This is a genomic window from Paenibacillus sp. P5_B5 (assembly GCF_056400365.1).
This window is the reverse complement of record NZ_JBFULK010000001.1, coordinates 202217-219220: the sequence shown is the minus strand read 5'-3', so window position 1 is coordinate 219220 and position 17004 is coordinate 202217. Positions and strand designations below refer to the sequence as shown.

The 17004-nt window shown below is 41.5% G+C and carries 20 protein-coding genes; 1 reads left to right on the top strand and 19 read right to left on the bottom strand.

Going from position 1 to position 17004, the window contains the following annotated elements:
* Positions 1–3: 3 nt before the first annotated feature.
* The 15 genes from AC1DOK_RS01110 to AC1DOK_RS01040 all read right to left on the bottom strand — a co-directional run bounded on the left by AC1DOK_RS01110 (position 4) and on the right by AC1DOK_RS01040 (position 11809).
* The gene (locus AC1DOK_RS01110; protein ID WP_477552378.1) at positions 4–423 is read right to left on the bottom strand and encodes a stage V sporulation protein AB; all 420 of its coding nucleotides are present in this window, start codon (positions 421–423) and stop codon (positions 4–6) included.
* Positions 420–1052: a stage V sporulation protein AA gene (locus AC1DOK_RS01105; RefSeq protein WP_477552377.1), complete on the bottom strand. Its 633-nt coding sequence runs from the start codon at positions 1050–1052 to the stop codon at positions 420–422. The genes AC1DOK_RS01110 and AC1DOK_RS01105 overlap by 4 nt, the downstream gene beginning before the upstream one ends.
* 97 nt (positions 1053–1149) lie before the next feature.
* Complete coding sequence (sigF, locus tag AC1DOK_RS01100; RefSeq protein ID WP_477552376.1) at positions 1150–1905, bottom strand: RNA polymerase sporulation sigma factor SigF; 756 nt, start codon at positions 1903–1905, stop codon at positions 1150–1152.
* Positions 1906–1950: 45 nt separating this feature from the next.
* On the bottom strand, positions 1951–2406 hold the full coding sequence (spoIIAB, locus tag AC1DOK_RS01095; RefSeq protein WP_477552375.1) for an anti-sigma F factor: 456 nt from the start codon (positions 2404–2406) through the stop codon (positions 1951–1953).
* A complete protein-coding gene (gene spoIIAA / locus AC1DOK_RS01090) occupies positions 2403–2756 on the bottom strand; it encodes an anti-sigma F factor antagonist (protein ID WP_477552374.1) in 354 nt (117 codons plus the stop codon). Before spoIIAA ends, spoIIAB begins: the two co-directional genes overlap by 4 nt.
* 165 nt (positions 2757–2921) lie before the next feature.
* Positions 2922–4094 carry a D-alanyl-D-alanine carboxypeptidase family protein gene (locus tag AC1DOK_RS01085; protein WP_477552373.1) on the bottom strand — a complete coding sequence of 391 codons (1173 nt, stop codon included), beginning with the start codon at positions 4092–4094 and terminating at the stop codon, positions 2922–2924.
* 283 nt (positions 4095–4377) lie between these two features.
* Complete coding sequence (locus AC1DOK_RS01080) at positions 4378–4758, bottom strand: cupredoxin domain-containing protein (RefSeq protein WP_477552372.1); 381 nt, start codon at positions 4756–4758, stop codon at positions 4378–4380.
* A 114-nt stretch (positions 4759–4872) separates the two neighbouring features.
* Positions 4873–5700 carry a purine-nucleoside phosphorylase gene (locus AC1DOK_RS01075; protein WP_477552371.1) on the bottom strand — a complete coding sequence of 276 codons (828 nt, stop codon included), beginning with the start codon at positions 5698–5700 and terminating at the stop codon, positions 4873–4875.
* A gap of 23 nt (positions 5701–5723) precedes the next feature.
* Complete coding sequence (gene deoB, locus AC1DOK_RS01070) at positions 5724–6896, bottom strand: phosphopentomutase (RefSeq protein WP_477552370.1); 1173 nt, start codon at positions 6894–6896, stop codon at positions 5724–5726.
* 179 nt (positions 6897–7075) lie between these two features.
* Complete coding sequence (locus tag AC1DOK_RS01065) at positions 7076–7309, bottom strand: DUF4227 family protein (RefSeq protein WP_477552369.1); 234 nt, start codon at positions 7307–7309, stop codon at positions 7076–7078.
* 160 nt (positions 7310–7469) lie between these two features.
* Positions 7470–7952, bottom strand: coding sequence for a ferric iron uptake transcriptional regulator (gene fur, locus AC1DOK_RS01060; protein ID WP_477552368.1), 483 nt, complete (start codon positions 7950–7952; stop codon positions 7470–7472).
* 225 nt (positions 7953–8177) lie between these two features.
* Complete coding sequence (gene spoIIM, locus AC1DOK_RS01055) at positions 8178–8822, bottom strand: stage II sporulation protein M (protein WP_477552367.1); 645 nt, start codon at positions 8820–8822, stop codon at positions 8178–8180.
* Between the two features lie 91 nt (positions 8823–8913).
* Entirely contained in the window at positions 8914–10122 is a 1209-nt protein-coding gene (locus AC1DOK_RS01050) for an endonuclease Q family protein (RefSeq protein WP_477552366.1), read from the bottom strand.
* On the bottom strand, positions 10119–10682 hold the full coding sequence (locus tag AC1DOK_RS01045) for an NUDIX domain-containing protein (protein ID WP_477552365.1): 564 nt from the start codon (positions 10680–10682) through the stop codon (positions 10119–10121). The genes AC1DOK_RS01050 and AC1DOK_RS01045 overlap by 4 nt, the downstream gene beginning before the upstream one ends.
* Positions 10679–11809 carry a M20/M25/M40 family metallo-hydrolase gene (locus tag AC1DOK_RS01040; RefSeq protein WP_477552364.1) on the bottom strand — a complete coding sequence of 377 codons (1131 nt, stop codon included), beginning with the start codon at positions 11807–11809 and terminating at the stop codon, positions 10679–10681. Before AC1DOK_RS01040 ends, AC1DOK_RS01045 begins: the two co-directional genes overlap by 4 nt.
* A gap of 115 nt (positions 11810–11924) precedes the next feature.
* Here AC1DOK_RS01040 and prli42 point away from each other — a divergent pair, with 115 nt between their 5' ends.
* Positions 11925–12020 (top strand): stressosome-associated protein Prli42, encoded by a 96-nt coding sequence (gene prli42, locus AC1DOK_RS01035; RefSeq protein ID WP_477552363.1) that lies wholly within the window; start codon positions 11925–11927, stop codon positions 12018–12020.
* A gap of 3 nt (positions 12021–12023) precedes the next feature.
* On the opposite strand, the gene AC1DOK_RS01030 is transcribed toward prli42, so the two are convergent.
* The 4 genes from AC1DOK_RS01030 to lpdA form a co-directional block, all read right to left on the bottom strand.
* Positions 12024–13385: a dihydrolipoamide acetyltransferase family protein gene (locus tag AC1DOK_RS01030; RefSeq protein WP_477552665.1), complete on the bottom strand. Its 1362-nt coding sequence runs from the start codon at positions 13383–13385 to the stop codon at positions 12024–12026.
* A gap of 31 nt (positions 13386–13416) precedes the next feature.
* Complete coding sequence (locus AC1DOK_RS01025) at positions 13417–14397, bottom strand: alpha-ketoacid dehydrogenase subunit beta (RefSeq protein WP_477552362.1); 981 nt, start codon at positions 14395–14397, stop codon at positions 13417–13419.
* 1 nt (position 14398) lies between these two features.
* Complete coding sequence (locus AC1DOK_RS01020) at positions 14399–15409, bottom strand: thiamine pyrophosphate-dependent dehydrogenase E1 component subunit alpha (protein ID WP_477552361.1); 1011 nt, start codon at positions 15407–15409, stop codon at positions 14399–14401.
* A gap of 120 nt (positions 15410–15529) precedes the next feature.
* Positions 15530–16954: a dihydrolipoyl dehydrogenase gene (lpdA, locus tag AC1DOK_RS01015; RefSeq protein ID WP_477552360.1), complete on the bottom strand. Its 1425-nt coding sequence runs from the start codon at positions 16952–16954 to the stop codon at positions 15530–15532.
* Positions 16955–17004 lie beyond the last annotated feature (50 nt).

Sequence of the window (17004 nt, the reverse complement as noted above, 5' to 3'; positions counted from 1 at the left end):
TCATTAATAGAACAACCATTCAAATAAAGATCCACATACTTTGCCTATCACCATAGCCATTAACAGCCATATCATATAAGGCTCCATACCGATTCGTTTAGCTAGTATCGGCAACACATTGATAACCTCTGTCAGCGCTGCTGTTAACATCCCAACAAAACACCCGGCAAATAAACCAAATACACTCGACATAATTGGCGCTATCGTAAATCGAGCATCATGGAAGTCAACGAGGGTGAATACAATCGAACCTACGATGACTGCTTCTTCATATCGTTGCAGATGAGCATTTGATCGTGTGATCTGCGCAAGCCTTGGGATGATATCTAGTACGACAAGAAACGCAACCATCCCACTCCCAACAGCTATACCCCCTGATAGGCCGATAAGTAGCATGATGATAATTTCTAACCATTCATTCACTTCAATTTTCCGCTCCCTTGATTTTTCTGATACTCCTCCATAATCACATATTGGTTAACATTTTCTTGATACATAAACATCTCAACTTCTAGCGGACTTGGTTCTTCATTGAATTTTTTTTGGAATAGATGGTTAAAGAAAATAATCATCCCCACTCCAATCCCGATCGAATAAGGAATCTGGAGCAATAAAGGGCGTTCAATGTGATTGCCTGTGATCATCTCATAGATTCGCCTATGCACAGCGAGCATGCTGACATCCGCATGGAAGTTCATGATCGTAAGACCTGCACCAATGAATAATACAAGCCAGACAAGTCCAATCAGGATTATATTTGTTTTCCGCTTTTGTGGTCCTACTTCAAGTAGTACATGCGGTTCTCCAAACAATTCAATCTGTAGACTTGGAACAACTGCTCTAATTTTGTTAATGATGAGGATCATGTCAATTAATACACGATTACCATCCTTTCTAAGTGGCATGTAAATAATCAGATTCTCCAACGTTTGTTCATATTCAGTAGGAGCAACCATCTCTGCAATTTCTTTTAGTTTCACATTGCATCCACGAGTGATTTGAACCACGCGTCTTAACCGTATGTAAAGAATCGGCAGTGTATTTTCCAACATCCATGTCCTCCCTCCATCATCCTATTTCAGGAATAGTATGCTAACACCTCACGATTTGTATCCTCTATACTTCTTATTAACGCAAAAAACCAGATCGTCATTGAGCGATCTGGTCTCTAATTAACTGTAATATTTTCTTCTCAAGCCGCGATACTTGTACCTGGGATATACCAAGCCTAGCAGCAACCTCAGATTGTGTCTGATCTCTGTAGTAACGCAGATAGACGATTAATCTCTCTCGCTCTGACAGTCCGCCAATCGCTTCGTTAAGCGCGAGCTTATCGAACCATTTCTCCTGAGATTCATCAGCGATTTGATCCATTAGTGTAATCGGATCGCCATCATTCTCGAAAACCGTCTCATGGATGGATGAAAGTGGCTTGTTTGCCTCCTGAGCAAAAACTACTTCTTCTGGCGTTATCCCAAGCTGTTCAGCAACCTCTTTAAGCGTCGGTAGTCTACCCAGTGTTTTGGATAGCTCGTCTTTCATTTTACGTACTTTATTGGCAAGTTCTTTGAGTGATCGGCTTACTTTAAGCGTACCATCATCTCGTAAGAAACGCTGGATTTCACCGATAATCATCGGTACTGCATACGTCGAGAACTTCACTTCATACGATAAATCGAATTTATCGACTGACTTTAATAGCCCGATACAGCCTATTTGGAACAAATCCTCCGCTTCATATCCCCTATTCAGGAAGCGTTGAACAACGGACCAGACAAGCCTGACGTTACAACCCACAAGCGTCTCTCTTGCCACCTTATCACCGGACTGACTGAGCGCAATCAGCCTCTTTACCTCACCATCGTCCAAATAGCTATGTGATCCGTGTTTCAAATCAACTTCCATAGATTTATCCTCTCAAGGTTACGCAGTATAGTAAAGCGCATGAACTTAATTATATAAAGCATGATTAGAGGCAATTCGCTTCGTCATTGTTATCTTAGTACCAATTCCGGCATTCGTTTCAATTTCAACGTCATCCATGAAGTTCTCAATGATTGTAAAGCCCATCCCTGATCGTTCAAGCTCAGGCTTAGACGTATAAAGCGGTTGTTTAGCTGAATCTAAATCTTCAATACCGATACCATAGTCCTCAATCGTAATGATCACGGTGTCTTGTACAATTTCAGCTCGGATCGAAATGACACCATCTGTGCGATTGTCATATCCATGAATAATCGCATTCGTTACAGCCTCAGAAACGACGGTTTTAATATCCGTTAGCTCATTCATATTCGGATCAAGCTGTGCAATAAATGCAGCAACTGCTACACGAGCAAATGATTCATTCTCAGAGCGAGAAGCAAATTGTAATTGCATGAAATTGTTATCATTGATCTTATTCATAGTACGACCTCCAAACTTGCGAGTGCCGCACGTTCACTATCTTCAACAGCAATAATTTTGAACAGACCCGATAGCTCAAACAGACGAGTTACCGCAGAATTCACATGACAAACTACTAATTTGCCACCTTTACTCGTTACTTGCTTGTAGCGTCCAAGAATAATACCAAGTCCAGAACTGTCCATGAATGTCAATTCTTTGAGGCTCAGAACTAGATGATACGTATCCCCATTCGCAATTGCCTCTTCCATACGTGCTTTGACTACATCAGCTGTATGATGATCAAGTTCGCCTTTAAGCCTTACAATTAACGCTCGTCTATGCTGTTCAAATTCGATTTGCAAACTCATAGTGTGTTCACTCCTAAATGTCCGCGGAACAAGAAACCAATTAGTTCCTGCATCCGCTTTATGAACACTGATTTCTACTTTTGACTGCTGGAATCCTGCCTCATTACAAAACTAGAAGAAATCCGCTAAAAGTAGTAAAAATATGAGTTTAACTGACAAACAGAATTAGAACATATTTGAAACAGATCGTTTGAACAAGATCCACCAGCCCGCTTTATTTACCACTACAGGGGATTGCAAAGGAAACTCAGATAAGACAGATTCACCTTTGTAGACAACAATTTTGCCAATGGGCTGACCAATTGTAATCGGAGCTTGTAGATCAGGATTAATTTGCAGCTCATGCCTAATACCTTCCTTGGAATCCCCTTTCTTCATAAGAATGGAGTAAGGCTGCTTAGCGACTAATGGAACAGTAGAGACATCGCCTTTTACGACTTTAAAGCTACCTAGCTGATCACCCGTTTTGAAAATAGGGAAGTTCGTGTATTGGGCAAATGCATAATCGAACATCTTGGTTACCTCAGCATTACGCGTCTTGGTGTTTGGTTCACCTAACACAACAGCAATAATGCGAAAATTATCCCGTTTAGCAGTAGCTGACAAACAGAATTTCGCTTCGCTTGTGTAGCCTGTCTTTAGTCCATCTGCCCCTGAATAGAATCGCACTAATTTATTTGTATTAACAAGCCAAAACGGTTTTTCGGAATCCTTGCGTAAATAATCCTGATAGGCACTTGTAAACTTGGTTATGATCGGATGTTTAAGTAATTCCCGAGACATAATCGCGATATCATTAGCAGTTGTATAGTGGTTGTCAGCAGGAAGTCCATTACAGTTAACAAAATGAGTATTCTTCATCCCTATCTGCTCTGCACGTTCATTCATCATCTGAACAAAATTTTCTTCTGAGCCTGCAATTTTCTCTGCCATTGCCACAGATGCATCATTTCCGGATGCCATAGCAATTCCCTTAAGCAAATCTTGAACTGTCATTTCTTCACCAGGTTGAAGGAATATTTGGGATCCACCCATTGAAGCAGCGTACTCACTTGCTGTTACTTTCTCATCCAAACTAATTTTGCCGGAGTCAATTGCTTCCATAACAAGTACCATTGTCATTATTTTCGTAATTGAGGCTGGCGGTAGCTTTACATCCTTATTCTTTTGAAGAATGATCGTACCCGTATCCGCATCCATGAGCACAGCTGATTGCGCATTCGGCATCAAATCAACTGGCTGCTGTACTTTATGTATGGGTTCAGCTAGCGCTAATCCAGTGCTTAAAGTGAGCACAAGATGAATACATAATATGCAGGATAAAAACTTTTTTAACACAATTAACTACCCCCTATAAACTTGTTGACTGAAATCTGACTGAAAATAAGGCAATTCTTTTCATTATTGTTTACCAAACCCATCATTAATATACTGAATCCCTCTCTATTGCGAGTAGGATTATATATCAAATGAAACGACCAAGAAGAAACGTATCCATCTGTACAAAGACGGATACGTTTCTTAAGGTATATAAGAGTAAAGATAAGTATGAAACTTATACTTACTTGAATCAAAAAAAAGAGAGGGCAAATGCCCTCTCTTCTAGTTGAATATCATATGATTATTCTACGACAAATGTAGAATGCATATCAGCATGACCAGCTCCACACATCAAGGAGCACACTAATTCATATGTACCTGGTTTATCAAAAGTAACTTCTTTAGAAGTATTAGCTTTGTCGAGCTTAACGTCTAATCCTTTGATTTCCATAGCGTGGACCCCATCTTTATTGCTAAACTTTAGTGTCCAAGTTTCACCCTTCTTCACCTTGTATTCAGGTTCGTTAAATTGAAAATTGGATGCTGTAATTTTAATCGTATTTCCAGCCTCTTTCTTATCTTGTTCTGCAAGAGCTGCACGGTCCGTAATGCTCTGATATAGGACGCCTACGCCCAACACAATTGCCACGACTAATAATACAGACATAAGCCACTTGTACATCGTTTATCCCCCCAATAAGTTGTCACTACTATTGTACATGAGATTTTACAAAACCCCATGTATTCCCAGCTTTAAAAAAAGAAAATTTTGTGACAATTATGAGATTTATCATTGCTAAATGGATTCGACTACCCCTAATACTAAATTCAGGAATTTAGTCTTCACGCGCTCAGTTGTCTCCATTACCTCAACATGTGACAACGGTTGATCTAGAATACCTGCTGCCATGTTCGATACACATGAGATCCCAAGCACCTTAAGCCCTGCATGACGTGCCACAATTACCTCAGATACAGTTGACATTCCTACAACATCAGCACCTATCGTGCGTAGCATACGAATTTCAGCAGGTGTTTCATAAGTAGGTCCTGAGAGTCCCGCGTATACACCCTCACGTATAACGAAGTTCTGCTGTTCAGCAATTGTGCGTGCTAATTGACGCAGATCTCTTGAATAGGCCGTAGACATATCAGGGAATCTATCACCCATTTCAGGATCATTCGGTCCAACAAGTGGATTACCACCCGTCATGTTCAGATGATCTGTAATGACAACGAGATCACCTGGCTCATAAGACGTATTAATACCTCCTGCGGCATTCGTAACGATCAAAGCTTCAACACCGAGTTCCTTCAATACACGAACAGGGAACGTAACTGTTTCAACGCCATAGCCTTCATACAAATGAAAGCGGCCCTTCATCACAACCACATCTTTACCCTTGAGCTGACCAATAACAAGCTCACCTGCATGTCCTTCAACCGTTGATACAGGAAAGTGAGGAATGTCTTTATAATTGATAACAGTTGGATTTTCAATTAAATCCGCAAGCACGCCAAGTCCTGATCCAAGAATAAGACCAATCTGGGGCTTCACCTGTGCTTCCTTAGCTATATAAGAAGCTGCTTCTTGAATTTGCACTTTACCTTTACGTGTTTCCATTAATTCTTACACCTCATATTCCATTATTTAAGTTCAGATAGAAAACTCGAACCATTACCAGTACCTGCCACCCCATAATTATCTGCAATTGTAGAGCCGAGATCAGCAAAAGTTGAACGTATACCAAGCGAGCCTGTCTCAGTAAAGCTCGGACTATAGATCAGTAATGGAACATATTCTCTTGTATGATCGGTCCCTGCATGAATTGGGTCGTTCCCATGGTCTGCAGTCAGAATAAGCAGATCATGATCACCAATACGCTCCATGATTTGAGGCAAATAGTGATCAAACTCTTCAAGTGCCTTCCCATAACCAATCGGATCACGGCGGTGTCCATACAAAGAATCAAAATCAACTAAATTCGTAAAAAGCAAGCCATCAAAATCTTTTCCAAGAGCTTCAATCGTCTTCTCAATACCATCTAAATTACTCTTCGTATGCAAAGCTTCTGTTACACCTTCACCTGTGTAGATATCGTTAATTTTGCCAATTGCTATAACATCCTTACCAGCATCCTTCAACGAATTCATCACAGTTGGAGCTGGAGGCTTAACAGCATAGTCATGACGGTTAGATGTCCGTTTGAACGCGCCTGGTTGTCCCATATAAGGTCTTGCAATAACACGCCCTACAGAAAACTTTTCCTGCAAGGTTAGTTTACGAGCAATTTCGCAAGCTCGATATAGCTCATCTAGCGGAATAATATCTTCATGAGCTGCTAATTGGAACACGCTATCCCCAGAAGTATATACAATCCATGCACCGGTCTTCATCTGTTCTTCGCCTAGCTCGTCCAAAATTTCTGTGCCTGAGGCAGGCTTATTTCCTATGATTTTACGTCCAGTTGCTTGCTCGAACTGATCCAATAGTTCTTGCGGAAAGCCATCAGGATACGTATTGAATGGTGTTGTTACATTAAGACCCATAAGCTCCCAGTGACCTGTCATCGTGTCTTTACCTACTGAAACCTCCGCCATTTTGCCATAGTAAGCTGCAGGCTGATCTACAGGATCAATTCCTTTAAGCGGTGCAATATTACTAAGCCCAAGCTTACCCATATTCGGTAATTTGAGCGACATTTGCTCTGCAATATGCCCTAATGTATGCGATCCCGTATCCCCGAATTTAGCAGCGTCTGGAAGTTCACCAATACCAACGCTATCCAGTACAATTAAACAAACTCTTCGAAATGTCATAAGAACCTCCACTCAATCAGTTTATTTCCTATTATTTTATTATCTCACTTATGCTCACCGTTAGCAAAATAAAAAACGATTAGTTGACCCCTATGCTCGGGGTTATAACATCTCTTAGACTTCCCGAATTCGTTGTTTTGTATTATAAAATACAGAGCCATTCAGCATAGAAATGATGATCACTCTCCATACCAATAAAAAAGCTTTAAACGTTCTGATATGGATTCATTCTCTTGGATTCCAGAATGATGGCTAAACACTTTAACTGCTTTTCCAGCGGGTTGATGATATTTATCAAGCGGTTCAATCCAACTGCCTATGATGGACATCGCCTGATACAGCAAATAAGTCAGAAATACAAACATCACGATAAATTTCATCCGATTGAGCCATTTACGATACAAAAAAATCATACAATTATCCCCCTGTGCTCGATACAACCTTCTGAAACTGTGGTATCGCTATAAGATTAGGACAAATGTATGATCAATTCTTATTAGTTATGACAGTCATTTATGATTTGAAAGTTATGAAATTGATTCTATCACGGACAAAAAACCTCCCTGCTTATGTTTAAGTGGAAGGTTCGTTGTTCGTATCGCTTTCCTTATCCAGCTGTTTCTCAGAGCACTCACTACAAATGCCTTGAAAATCGAGACGATGATCAATAACCATAAAATGATAATCCCTCTGTAAACGATCTTCTAAAGGTAATAGCCAGTCCTCTTTGATTTCTTTCACTGATCCGCATTCCACACATATCAAATGATGATGATGGTGATGATTATCATCGCTGCGTAGATCATACCTAGCCACACCATCGCCAAAATTCAATTTTTCGAGAACATGTAACTCGCTCAATAATTCAAGAGTTCTGTAAACCGTAGCAAGTCCGATCTCAGGTGCAATATCTTTAACTAACATATACACTTCTTCAGCGCTAAGATGATCCTGCTCATTCTCAAGTAATATTCGAACCGTAGCTTCGCGCTGTGGTGTTAATTTATATCCTCGCGACTGCAATTGTTGTTTAATCTTCTCAATCCGTGACTCCATGCTCCTCCCCCTCGGTAACCGTGCATCAAGAAGAAACGGCCATTCCATCCTTATTCGGAACAGATCGTTTCTCATGGTTATATGAGTTTATAGAACAAACCTATAAACTTCGTATGACTCAGAAAAATGAGCAAAACAAATGTTGACTGACAATTATATCATCAAACGTACAAATGTTTTACTTTCATTATAGAATTAGGAGGAAGACAAAGTCAAACAACTTTATCACACAGAGGTTATTGTAGGGGTAACCCAGCGCATAAGATACGGGGATAGATAACTTTCATATGCAGAGATACCCACGATGAATAAACAAATGCCAACGGTAATGATGATGGAGCGAAGGAACGCTTGCAGCATAAACCCCTGTTTATGACCGCGTATAAATTGGCTTTTGACCATAGAAATAGAGAATGCCGCTGCTGTAACGGAACAAATTATAATTAATGGGACAACAATTAGATTTTGGGGAGCAACGGTTACCAGTGAAAATAGTACACCTTCCCATGAGAATTGTCCTACGAGATAACCGACAGTAAATCCAATCAGAACTCCTTTTAGGAAATCCAAAACAAAAATCAAAGGTAGACCAATAACTGATAATCCTAATAACCAAATCAATAGGATCCATTTGAGATGCAGACTTAACGAATCTACAAAGCTTACCTGCCCACTTATGTCCGTAGAGTCAGTTAACGTATTCAGAAAGGAGCCTAATTGCTGCATGATCTCTTGCTTCTGATCTAGTGAAAGTGTATTTACCATCACCGCACCAAAAGCGACACCCATAACAAATAACACTGAAATAAAAATATAGAGCGACAAATTTTCTTTGAGGTACTTTCCGATTGAAATATGACGAATCCTCACTAGATAACCCTCCTGCTGTTCATACACCTTTATTTAATAAAGGCTTTGTAAGACAAGCATATGAGGAAACAGGCTAATCTAGAATCAGCAACTAGGAGGTTGTAATCACTTTACCGTATTTACCACCACCGCCAGAACTAACATCTAATCTACCTGCCTTTGCAGACGCTATATAAGAAGCTAACAGCTCACCTGCTACTGCGGTAAGCTCTGCAATAGGTACTCGGTGGAGAATGTTCATCTCTGTACCAAAATGATCTAACAAGATTTCGAATTTTTTAGGTCCAATTCCGGGAATGAAATCTAAGGGAACCTGGTAATAGTAAGGCGGCCGATTTGCCAGTTGATCTGGATGATCCTGGTCTGCAATATCTAGGATTCGATCCATAACACCTCGAACAATCTTGGTACTCCCACAGTGATTACACTTCTCTACTGTTCGGTTAACATCATCTATGATCGATTCACATTTGGCACAGTACGTCCGATGATATTTGCCTAACCTTGGATTTAATCCATAATTTGCTGTAACCTTCCTGCCATCTTGAACCTGAAGTGCTTTACGAAGTTCATTGAAAGTAGGAGCAGCTAATTGGATCCTATTATATTCCCGCCCAATTTTGGCTAAAGAATGAGCATCAGAGTTCGTTAAGAATGTAAATGGATCTAGTTCATTGATATGACCAGCCATCTCGGTATCTGCGCTGAGCCCCAGTTCAACTGCTGCAATTCCATTAAGGTTCAACAAATTGACCATACGATCCGTACAGGAGCCATATATGCCTTTGTGCGGCGTAAAAATATGTGCTGGGATTAGCATTCCGCCCCTTCCCAGCACTTCTTCTTGCAAGGCCTTAGCAGAAGCGTATATCCGCTGCGTACTAAGCTCGACATTCTTCAATTGTCTTCTTAACCATCCTGTAAAATCACTCATTGCATCTAGTGTAGGTAGATAGGCAAGTAAATGCGCGGCTCCCATGCCCGGATCACGGACCTCAATTTCACTACCCAGGATTACTGTTGTATCCCCGTAGCGAATGCCCCCGCCATCTAGCTGTACCATTTCACCACTATGCAAATAGGACTTGATCTCATCCTGCACGGACGGGGCGTGACAATCAATAATTCCGACCATATCAATCCCTTTACGCGTCGAGGCTTCCTTAGCTATATTATAGAAAGTAAGGTTTTTGGATCCGGTTATTTTCACTGGTCTCCCGAGTTCAGTCCTGCCTATATGAATATGTAAATCTACGTAATAGTCCCTTAATAATGGCTCAAGTAGGACTATCTCATTCATGACCATTTGCCCGTCAACCGATAAATTTGCCAAGCGTATACCGCGAATATAGTTTTGGAGTCAGAGATTCTCTGCTCTTGAATATAGCGCTGAGCTTCTTCAAAGGAGAGTGTCTGGCACTCCAGAAATTCATCCTCATCTAACTGCAAGTCACCGTCAGCTGTTAGACCTTCTGCTACATAGATATGCAGAATTTCATTTGCAAAGCCTGGTGATGTATAGAAAGAGCACAGATGACTCAAGGATGCACAGGTATATCCTGTTTCCTCCACAAGTTCACGTTTCGCTGCTTCAAGTGGCTCTTCACCCGGGTCAAGCTTACCAGCAGGGATCTCAACTTGGTTCTTCTCTAATGGCTTACGAAATTGTTCAACAAAGATCATCCGATCATTTACAAGTGCTATTATCGCAACAGCTCCTGGATGCTTAACGATTTCTCTAGTTGATAGTTCTCCGTTAGGTAATTTAACCTCATCTACTTGCAATGAAATCACTCTACCTTCGAAAATCTGTTTCGTGCTAACTGTTATTTCTTCAAATTCATTATGAGTAGTCGTCATACTTGATGTACTTCTTTCACAATCCCTACAACCACTTCAGCAAGCTTCACTAGATCAGAAATAGCAATATATTCTTCTGTTGTATGAATATTCTTATACCCTACAGCGAGATTAACGGTTGGAATGCCCATTTGATTGAAAATATTAGCGTCACTACCACCACCAGAATGGAATGTGCTTGTTTCACAACCAAGGCTCGCAAGCACACGTGTAGCAAGCTGGACAACTGGCGCAGAATCCTCGATCAAGAACGCTGGATAAGCAATGGATGATTCAAATTCACATTTGCCGCCATAATCACGTGCAGCTGTTTCACAGGCTTGCTTCATAGCTTCAACTTGCGCTAGTAGCTTATCTTGAACGATTGATCTTGCCTCCGCCTTCAACTGCACAAAATCACAAACCACGTTAAGTGCTCCGCTTCCTGCAAAAGAACCGATATTCGCAGTTGTTTCATTATCCACTCTACCGAGCGGCATACGAGCAACCGCTTTGGATGCTACTTGAATAGCTGAGATACCATCCTCCGGATTAACACCAGCATGTGCCGTTTTACCATAGAACTTAATGTTCACCTCTGCACGTGAAGGAGCTGCTACCGCAATCGCACCAATATTCCCATTGGAATCAAGTGCAAAACCAAATTCCGCTTCAAGTGAGTTCCGATCCATCGCCCGTGCGCCTACAAGGCCAGATTCTTCCCCGACAGTGATCACGAATTGAATTTTACCATGTGGGACATTCTTTTCTTTAAGTACTAGAAGTGCTTCTAGCATTGCAGCAATCCCTGCTTTATCATCGGAGCCAAGAATCGTCGTGCCATCTGAACGAATGATACCGTCGCTGCCAATTTGTGGCTTAATATTCTGCCCTGGAGTTACCGTATCCATATGACAAGTAAACAGAATAACCGGTGTCTTGCTTGATTCATCAGTAGCAGGAAGGGTACATATTAAGTTGCCAGCTCCATGTCCTGTCTTTGCTGCAGCGTCATCTTCCACTACAGACAAGCCGAGTTCTGTGAACTTCTGCTTTAGTACCTTACTAATTTCACCCTCATGTTTTGTTTCACTATCTACTTGAACGAGCTGGATAAATTCCTGTACTAAACGATCTTGATTGATCATTGCTCTTCCCTCCAACGTACTAAATGATTTACAATAGACTATAAACTAGAGAAAACGTCTCAACACTCTTCCGAGTACATGAGCACGTTTTCTAATTAAGTAAGGAGTGATCCATTTGAAAAATAAAAAGTGGTTTAAGGTTGTTATTTATCTCATGCTGCTTAGCATGGTGTTATCCACTATCGCGATGTCTCTTCAATTCGTAATGTAATTTCTAATACAACGAGGTTTCTCTATTATAGCTTTCCAAATTCTCTTTCACTCGTTGTAAGAATCTTCCACAGATAACGCCATCGAGAATACGATGATCTAGGGACAAGCACAGGTTAGCCATTGATCGAACAGCAATCATATCTTGAATGACAACTGGCTTTTTGACAATGGACTCGAATGAAAGAATGGCAGCTTGCGGGTAATTAATAATCGGATTCGATGCGATAGAACCGAACGATCCCGTATTATTTACCGTGAATGTACCACCTTGCAAGTCATTTAAAGATAGCTTGCTGCTTCTTGCTTTTCTTGTTAGATCATCGATTTCTCTTGCAAGTCCAGCGATATTCTTCTGATCAGCCTTCTGAATAACTGGCGTAACAACAAAATCTTCCGTACCAACTGCAAGTGAAATGTTGATGTCACGTTTAACAATAATCTTATCGACTGCCCAAACAGAGTTCATAATTGGGTAGTCTTTAATTGCGCCTACAACTGCTTTAATCATGAATGCAAGGTAAGTTAGATTGACGCCTTCTTTACGCATGAATTCGTCTTTCACTTTGTTGCGCAAGCTGACAAGATTCGTTAAGTCAGTCTCGATCATCATCCAAGCATGCGGTATTTCAGATACAGATTGACGCATCCGAGAAGCAATCGTGTTGCGGATTGGCGTTACATCGATAAAGTATTCTCCTCGATTACTAATCTCGTTACCCTCAACCTCAATTTTAGCTAACGGTGGATTCTCAGATAAATGAATGCCTGTTTGACGTACGGGTACTTTAGGCTGTACATGTGCCGTCGTCATTTGGAGCGAATGGTCAATGGATGCAAATGGTGATCCAGCCTGCTGTTCATTCATTTGTCCGCTGCTAATGACCGCTTCAATATCTTTACGTGTAATTCGGCCACCAAGACCAGTACCATTCACATGGTTTAAATTAATCCCATGCTCAGCTGCTAGCTTCTGAACAGCTGGTGAATATCGGTTACGCATGCTTTGATCCTGATTGGCAACTGCCTCACTTCCGCTCACAACACGAGTAGACGCGTTATTCGTTTGACTTGCATGCCCACTAGCTGGCTGTATACTTGTCGAATTCGCTAATTCACCTGCTGTATCAACCAAACAGATCGCTTGACCGACAGCAGCTGTTTCGCCTTCCTCAACTAATAGTTTTACTAGTTTTCCTGCAATGGGAGAAGGCATTTCCGTATTTACTTTCTCTGTAAAAAGTTCACACAGTACTTCGTATTGTTCCAATATATCGCCTGGCTTCTTCAGCCATTTACCGATTTGCGCAGAAACTAAGCTCTCTGCTAAATGCGGTACAGTTACCTCTACGATGGTATTGCTCATTTCGCTCACCTTTGCACCTCCTACTATATCGTTAGAACTGTGCTAATTTATGCATAGCTTCTTTTAGTTTATCTGTGTTCAGAAGGAAAAATTTCTCCATTGGTGCATTCATACCAACAGCAGGCACGTCTGGACCGCATAAACGCATAATAGGTGCATCCAGATCAAACATCAGCTCCTCAGAGATGATGGCTGATACCTCAGCTCCTACTCCGCCTGTTTTGTTGTCTTCATGGACGATCAATACCTTACCTGTCTTAGAAGCCGCTTCTAGAATCGCTTCATTATCTAGAGGTTGAATCGTACGAAGATCAAGTACATGCACAGAAATCCCTTCTTTGGCTAGCTCTTCGGCTGCCTGCAAGGCATAATGTACAGTCATACCGTACGTGATTACCGTAATATCTGAACCTTCACGTTTCACATCAGCTTTACCAATTGGAATGATGTAATCGTCACTTTGTACTTCTGCGGACTGTGATAAGTAGGCTTTCTTATGCTCGAAGAATAGAACAGGATCTTCGTCACGAATCGCAGCTTTCATGAGACCTTTGGCATCATATGGTGTAGACGGTGCTACGATTTTGATTCCTGGTGTACCGAAAAAGACCGACTCAGGACACTGCGAATGGTATAACGCACCTCCGCCAGTTGCGCCATAAGGCAATCGAATCACGATTGGACAATTCCAATCATTATTCGAACGATAACGAATTCTTGCTGCTTCACTAATGATTTGGTTCGTTGCAGGGAATACGAAATCTGCGAACTGGATTTCTGCAATTGGACGCATACCGTACATTGCAGCACCTATTGCAACACCAACGATGGCAGATTCAGCAAGCGGCGTATCAAGTACTCTTGCTTCACCGAATTGATCGCGTAGTCCTTTGGTGGCGTTCAGAACGCCTCCCTTACCAACGTCTTCACCAAGCACGAACACATTCTCATCACGTTGCATCTCTTCCTGCATCGCAGAACGAATGGCTTCAAGATATGTTATGACTGCCATCTTAGGCTTCCTCCTTATCCGCGTATACGTACTTCAGCGTATCTTCTGGAAGCGGGAATGGAGCATTGTCTGCATATACAGTTGCTTCATTCACTTCCTGCTTTATTTGTTCAAGTAGCTCAGCTTCACGCTCATTGTTCCACAATCCGCAGTCCACTAAATATTGTCTAAAACGTGGAAGTCCATCGCGATCGCGATTCTCCTCAACCTCTTCTTTGGTCCGATAGAGCATATCATCATCAGATGTTGAGTGTGGTGAGAGACGATACATAACCGCTTCAATCAGTGTCGGACCCTCTCCACGTAACGCACGCTCTCTTGCTTCTTTAGTTACACGATATACTTCAAGCGGATCCGCTCCATCGACACTAACACCTGTAAAGCCATATCCGAGTGCACGATCAGCAATCTTACCGCCTACTTGCTTATGATAAGGTACTGAAATCGCATATTGGTTATTTTCGCACATGAGAATAACTGGCAATTTATGAACGCCTGCGAAATTACAGCCTTCATGAAAATCACCTTGATTACTTGATCCTTCACCGAAGGTAACGAATGAAACGGCTTGCTCGCCTTTCATTTTGGATGCGAGTGCAAAGCCAACTGCATGTGGCACTTGTGTTGTAACTGGTGATGATCCTGTCACAATGCGTAATTTACGAGATCCGAAGTGACCTGGCATTTGACGTCCACCTGAAGATGGATCTTCCGCTTTAGCAAAGCCAGCAAGCATAAGATCTTTAACTGTCATACCAACGCTAAGCACGAATCCATAATCACGATAATAAGGTAAGAAATAATCCTTCTCACGATCAAGCGCAAAAGCAGCAGCAACTTGCGCTGTCTCTTGTCCGATACCTGATACATGGAATGGAATTTTGCCTGCTCTTTGAAGTAAAAACGAACGTTCATCAAATTTACGAGCAAGTAGTATGCACTTGTACATTTCAACTGCTCGTTCATCAGTTAAACCGATTGATTGATGTAAATTAAGCTGACCAATGGACATGGAGCATCCCCTCCTAGGTTACATATTACATTTTTTAATACCTGGTACTAAGACTTGACTCTATATCCTATTATAAGGCTTAATGATGACGAACACAATGGCATCTGTAGACTGTCCTAACTAAATACCAAACGCTCTTCCATCAACAGCTAACATCGCCTCACCAATCGCCTCTGACAGGGTTGGATGTGGATGAATCATCGTTCCAACCTCCCATGGTGTCGCGTTTAACACCTGAGCAAGTGCAGCTTCACTTATGTAATCTGTCGCATGTGGTCCGATAATATGAACTCCAAGAATATCATTCGATGTCCGATCTGCCACAACCTTCACAAATCCATCTGCATCCCCATATACATGAGCTTTACCGACACCTTTAAAAGGGAACTTACCAACTTTTACATCATATTTCTGTTCTCTAGCAGCAGCTTCGGTTAGACCAACTGAAGCTATTTCAGGACGGGTATAGGTACATTTAGGAACAAGCTCTGACTGAACTGGATGTGCATCCTGTCCACAAATATGCTCAACAGCAACAATACCTTCATGCGAAGCCACATGGGCAAGCTGCAAACCGCCTACACAATCACCAATCGCGTAGATGTGGGATTCCGCTGTTTGCATGAATTCATTCACAACAATGACCCCTTTATCCACCTTAGCGCCTGTATTCTCTAATCCAAAGCCATCCACATTGGCCTGTCTGCCAACTGAGATAAGAAGCTTCTCACTGCTCAGTTCAATAACTTCTCCATTATGCTCGGCCTGAAGCGTCACTAGATCATCTTGCCCATTGACAGAGTCAAACAATACCTTCGCACCTGTGACCGTTTTAATACCGCGTTTACGGAATAGGCGCTGAAGCTCTTTAGAAACTTCCTCATCCTCGTTATTAACAAGTCGCTTTTCATATTCGATGATCGTTACCTCTACCCCAAAATCATTTAGCATGGAAGCCCACTCTACACCAATAACACCACCGCCAATAATCATGATAGATTTAGGCAATTGATCCAGTTCAAGTGCTTCGTCACTGTACAATATATTATTCCCATTTGGCCCGAGTCCTGGCAAATAACGAGGTGAAGATCCAGTTGCGATAATGAGATTCTGAGGAACAAGCACTTCAATTTCACCATTCTCAAGCTCTACAGATACGGATCCAGTACGTGGAGAGAAAATAGTTGCCCCCATAATTCGTCCATGGCCGTTATAGACATCTATATTATTTTTTTTCATTAAATATTGAACACCATTATGCATTTGATTAATAACCGCTTGCTTACGTTCTTGTACTTTATCAAAATGAAGCTCTATTTCACCTGTCGAAATTCCATAACGATCACTCTCTTGCATGATCGAATATATTTCCGCAGAACGTAATAGAGCTTTACTTGGAATACAGCCTCGGTGTAAACAAGTTCCACCCAACTTGTCCTTTTCAACAATAGCGACAGTTTTACCTAGCTGGGCTGCTCGAATTGCCGCAATGTAACCACCCGTTCCTCCACCTAGAACCACGACATCGTATGTTTTATTGCTCATTATGTATTCCTCCTCATTAATTATTAGCATTATGCTATATCCATCTATAA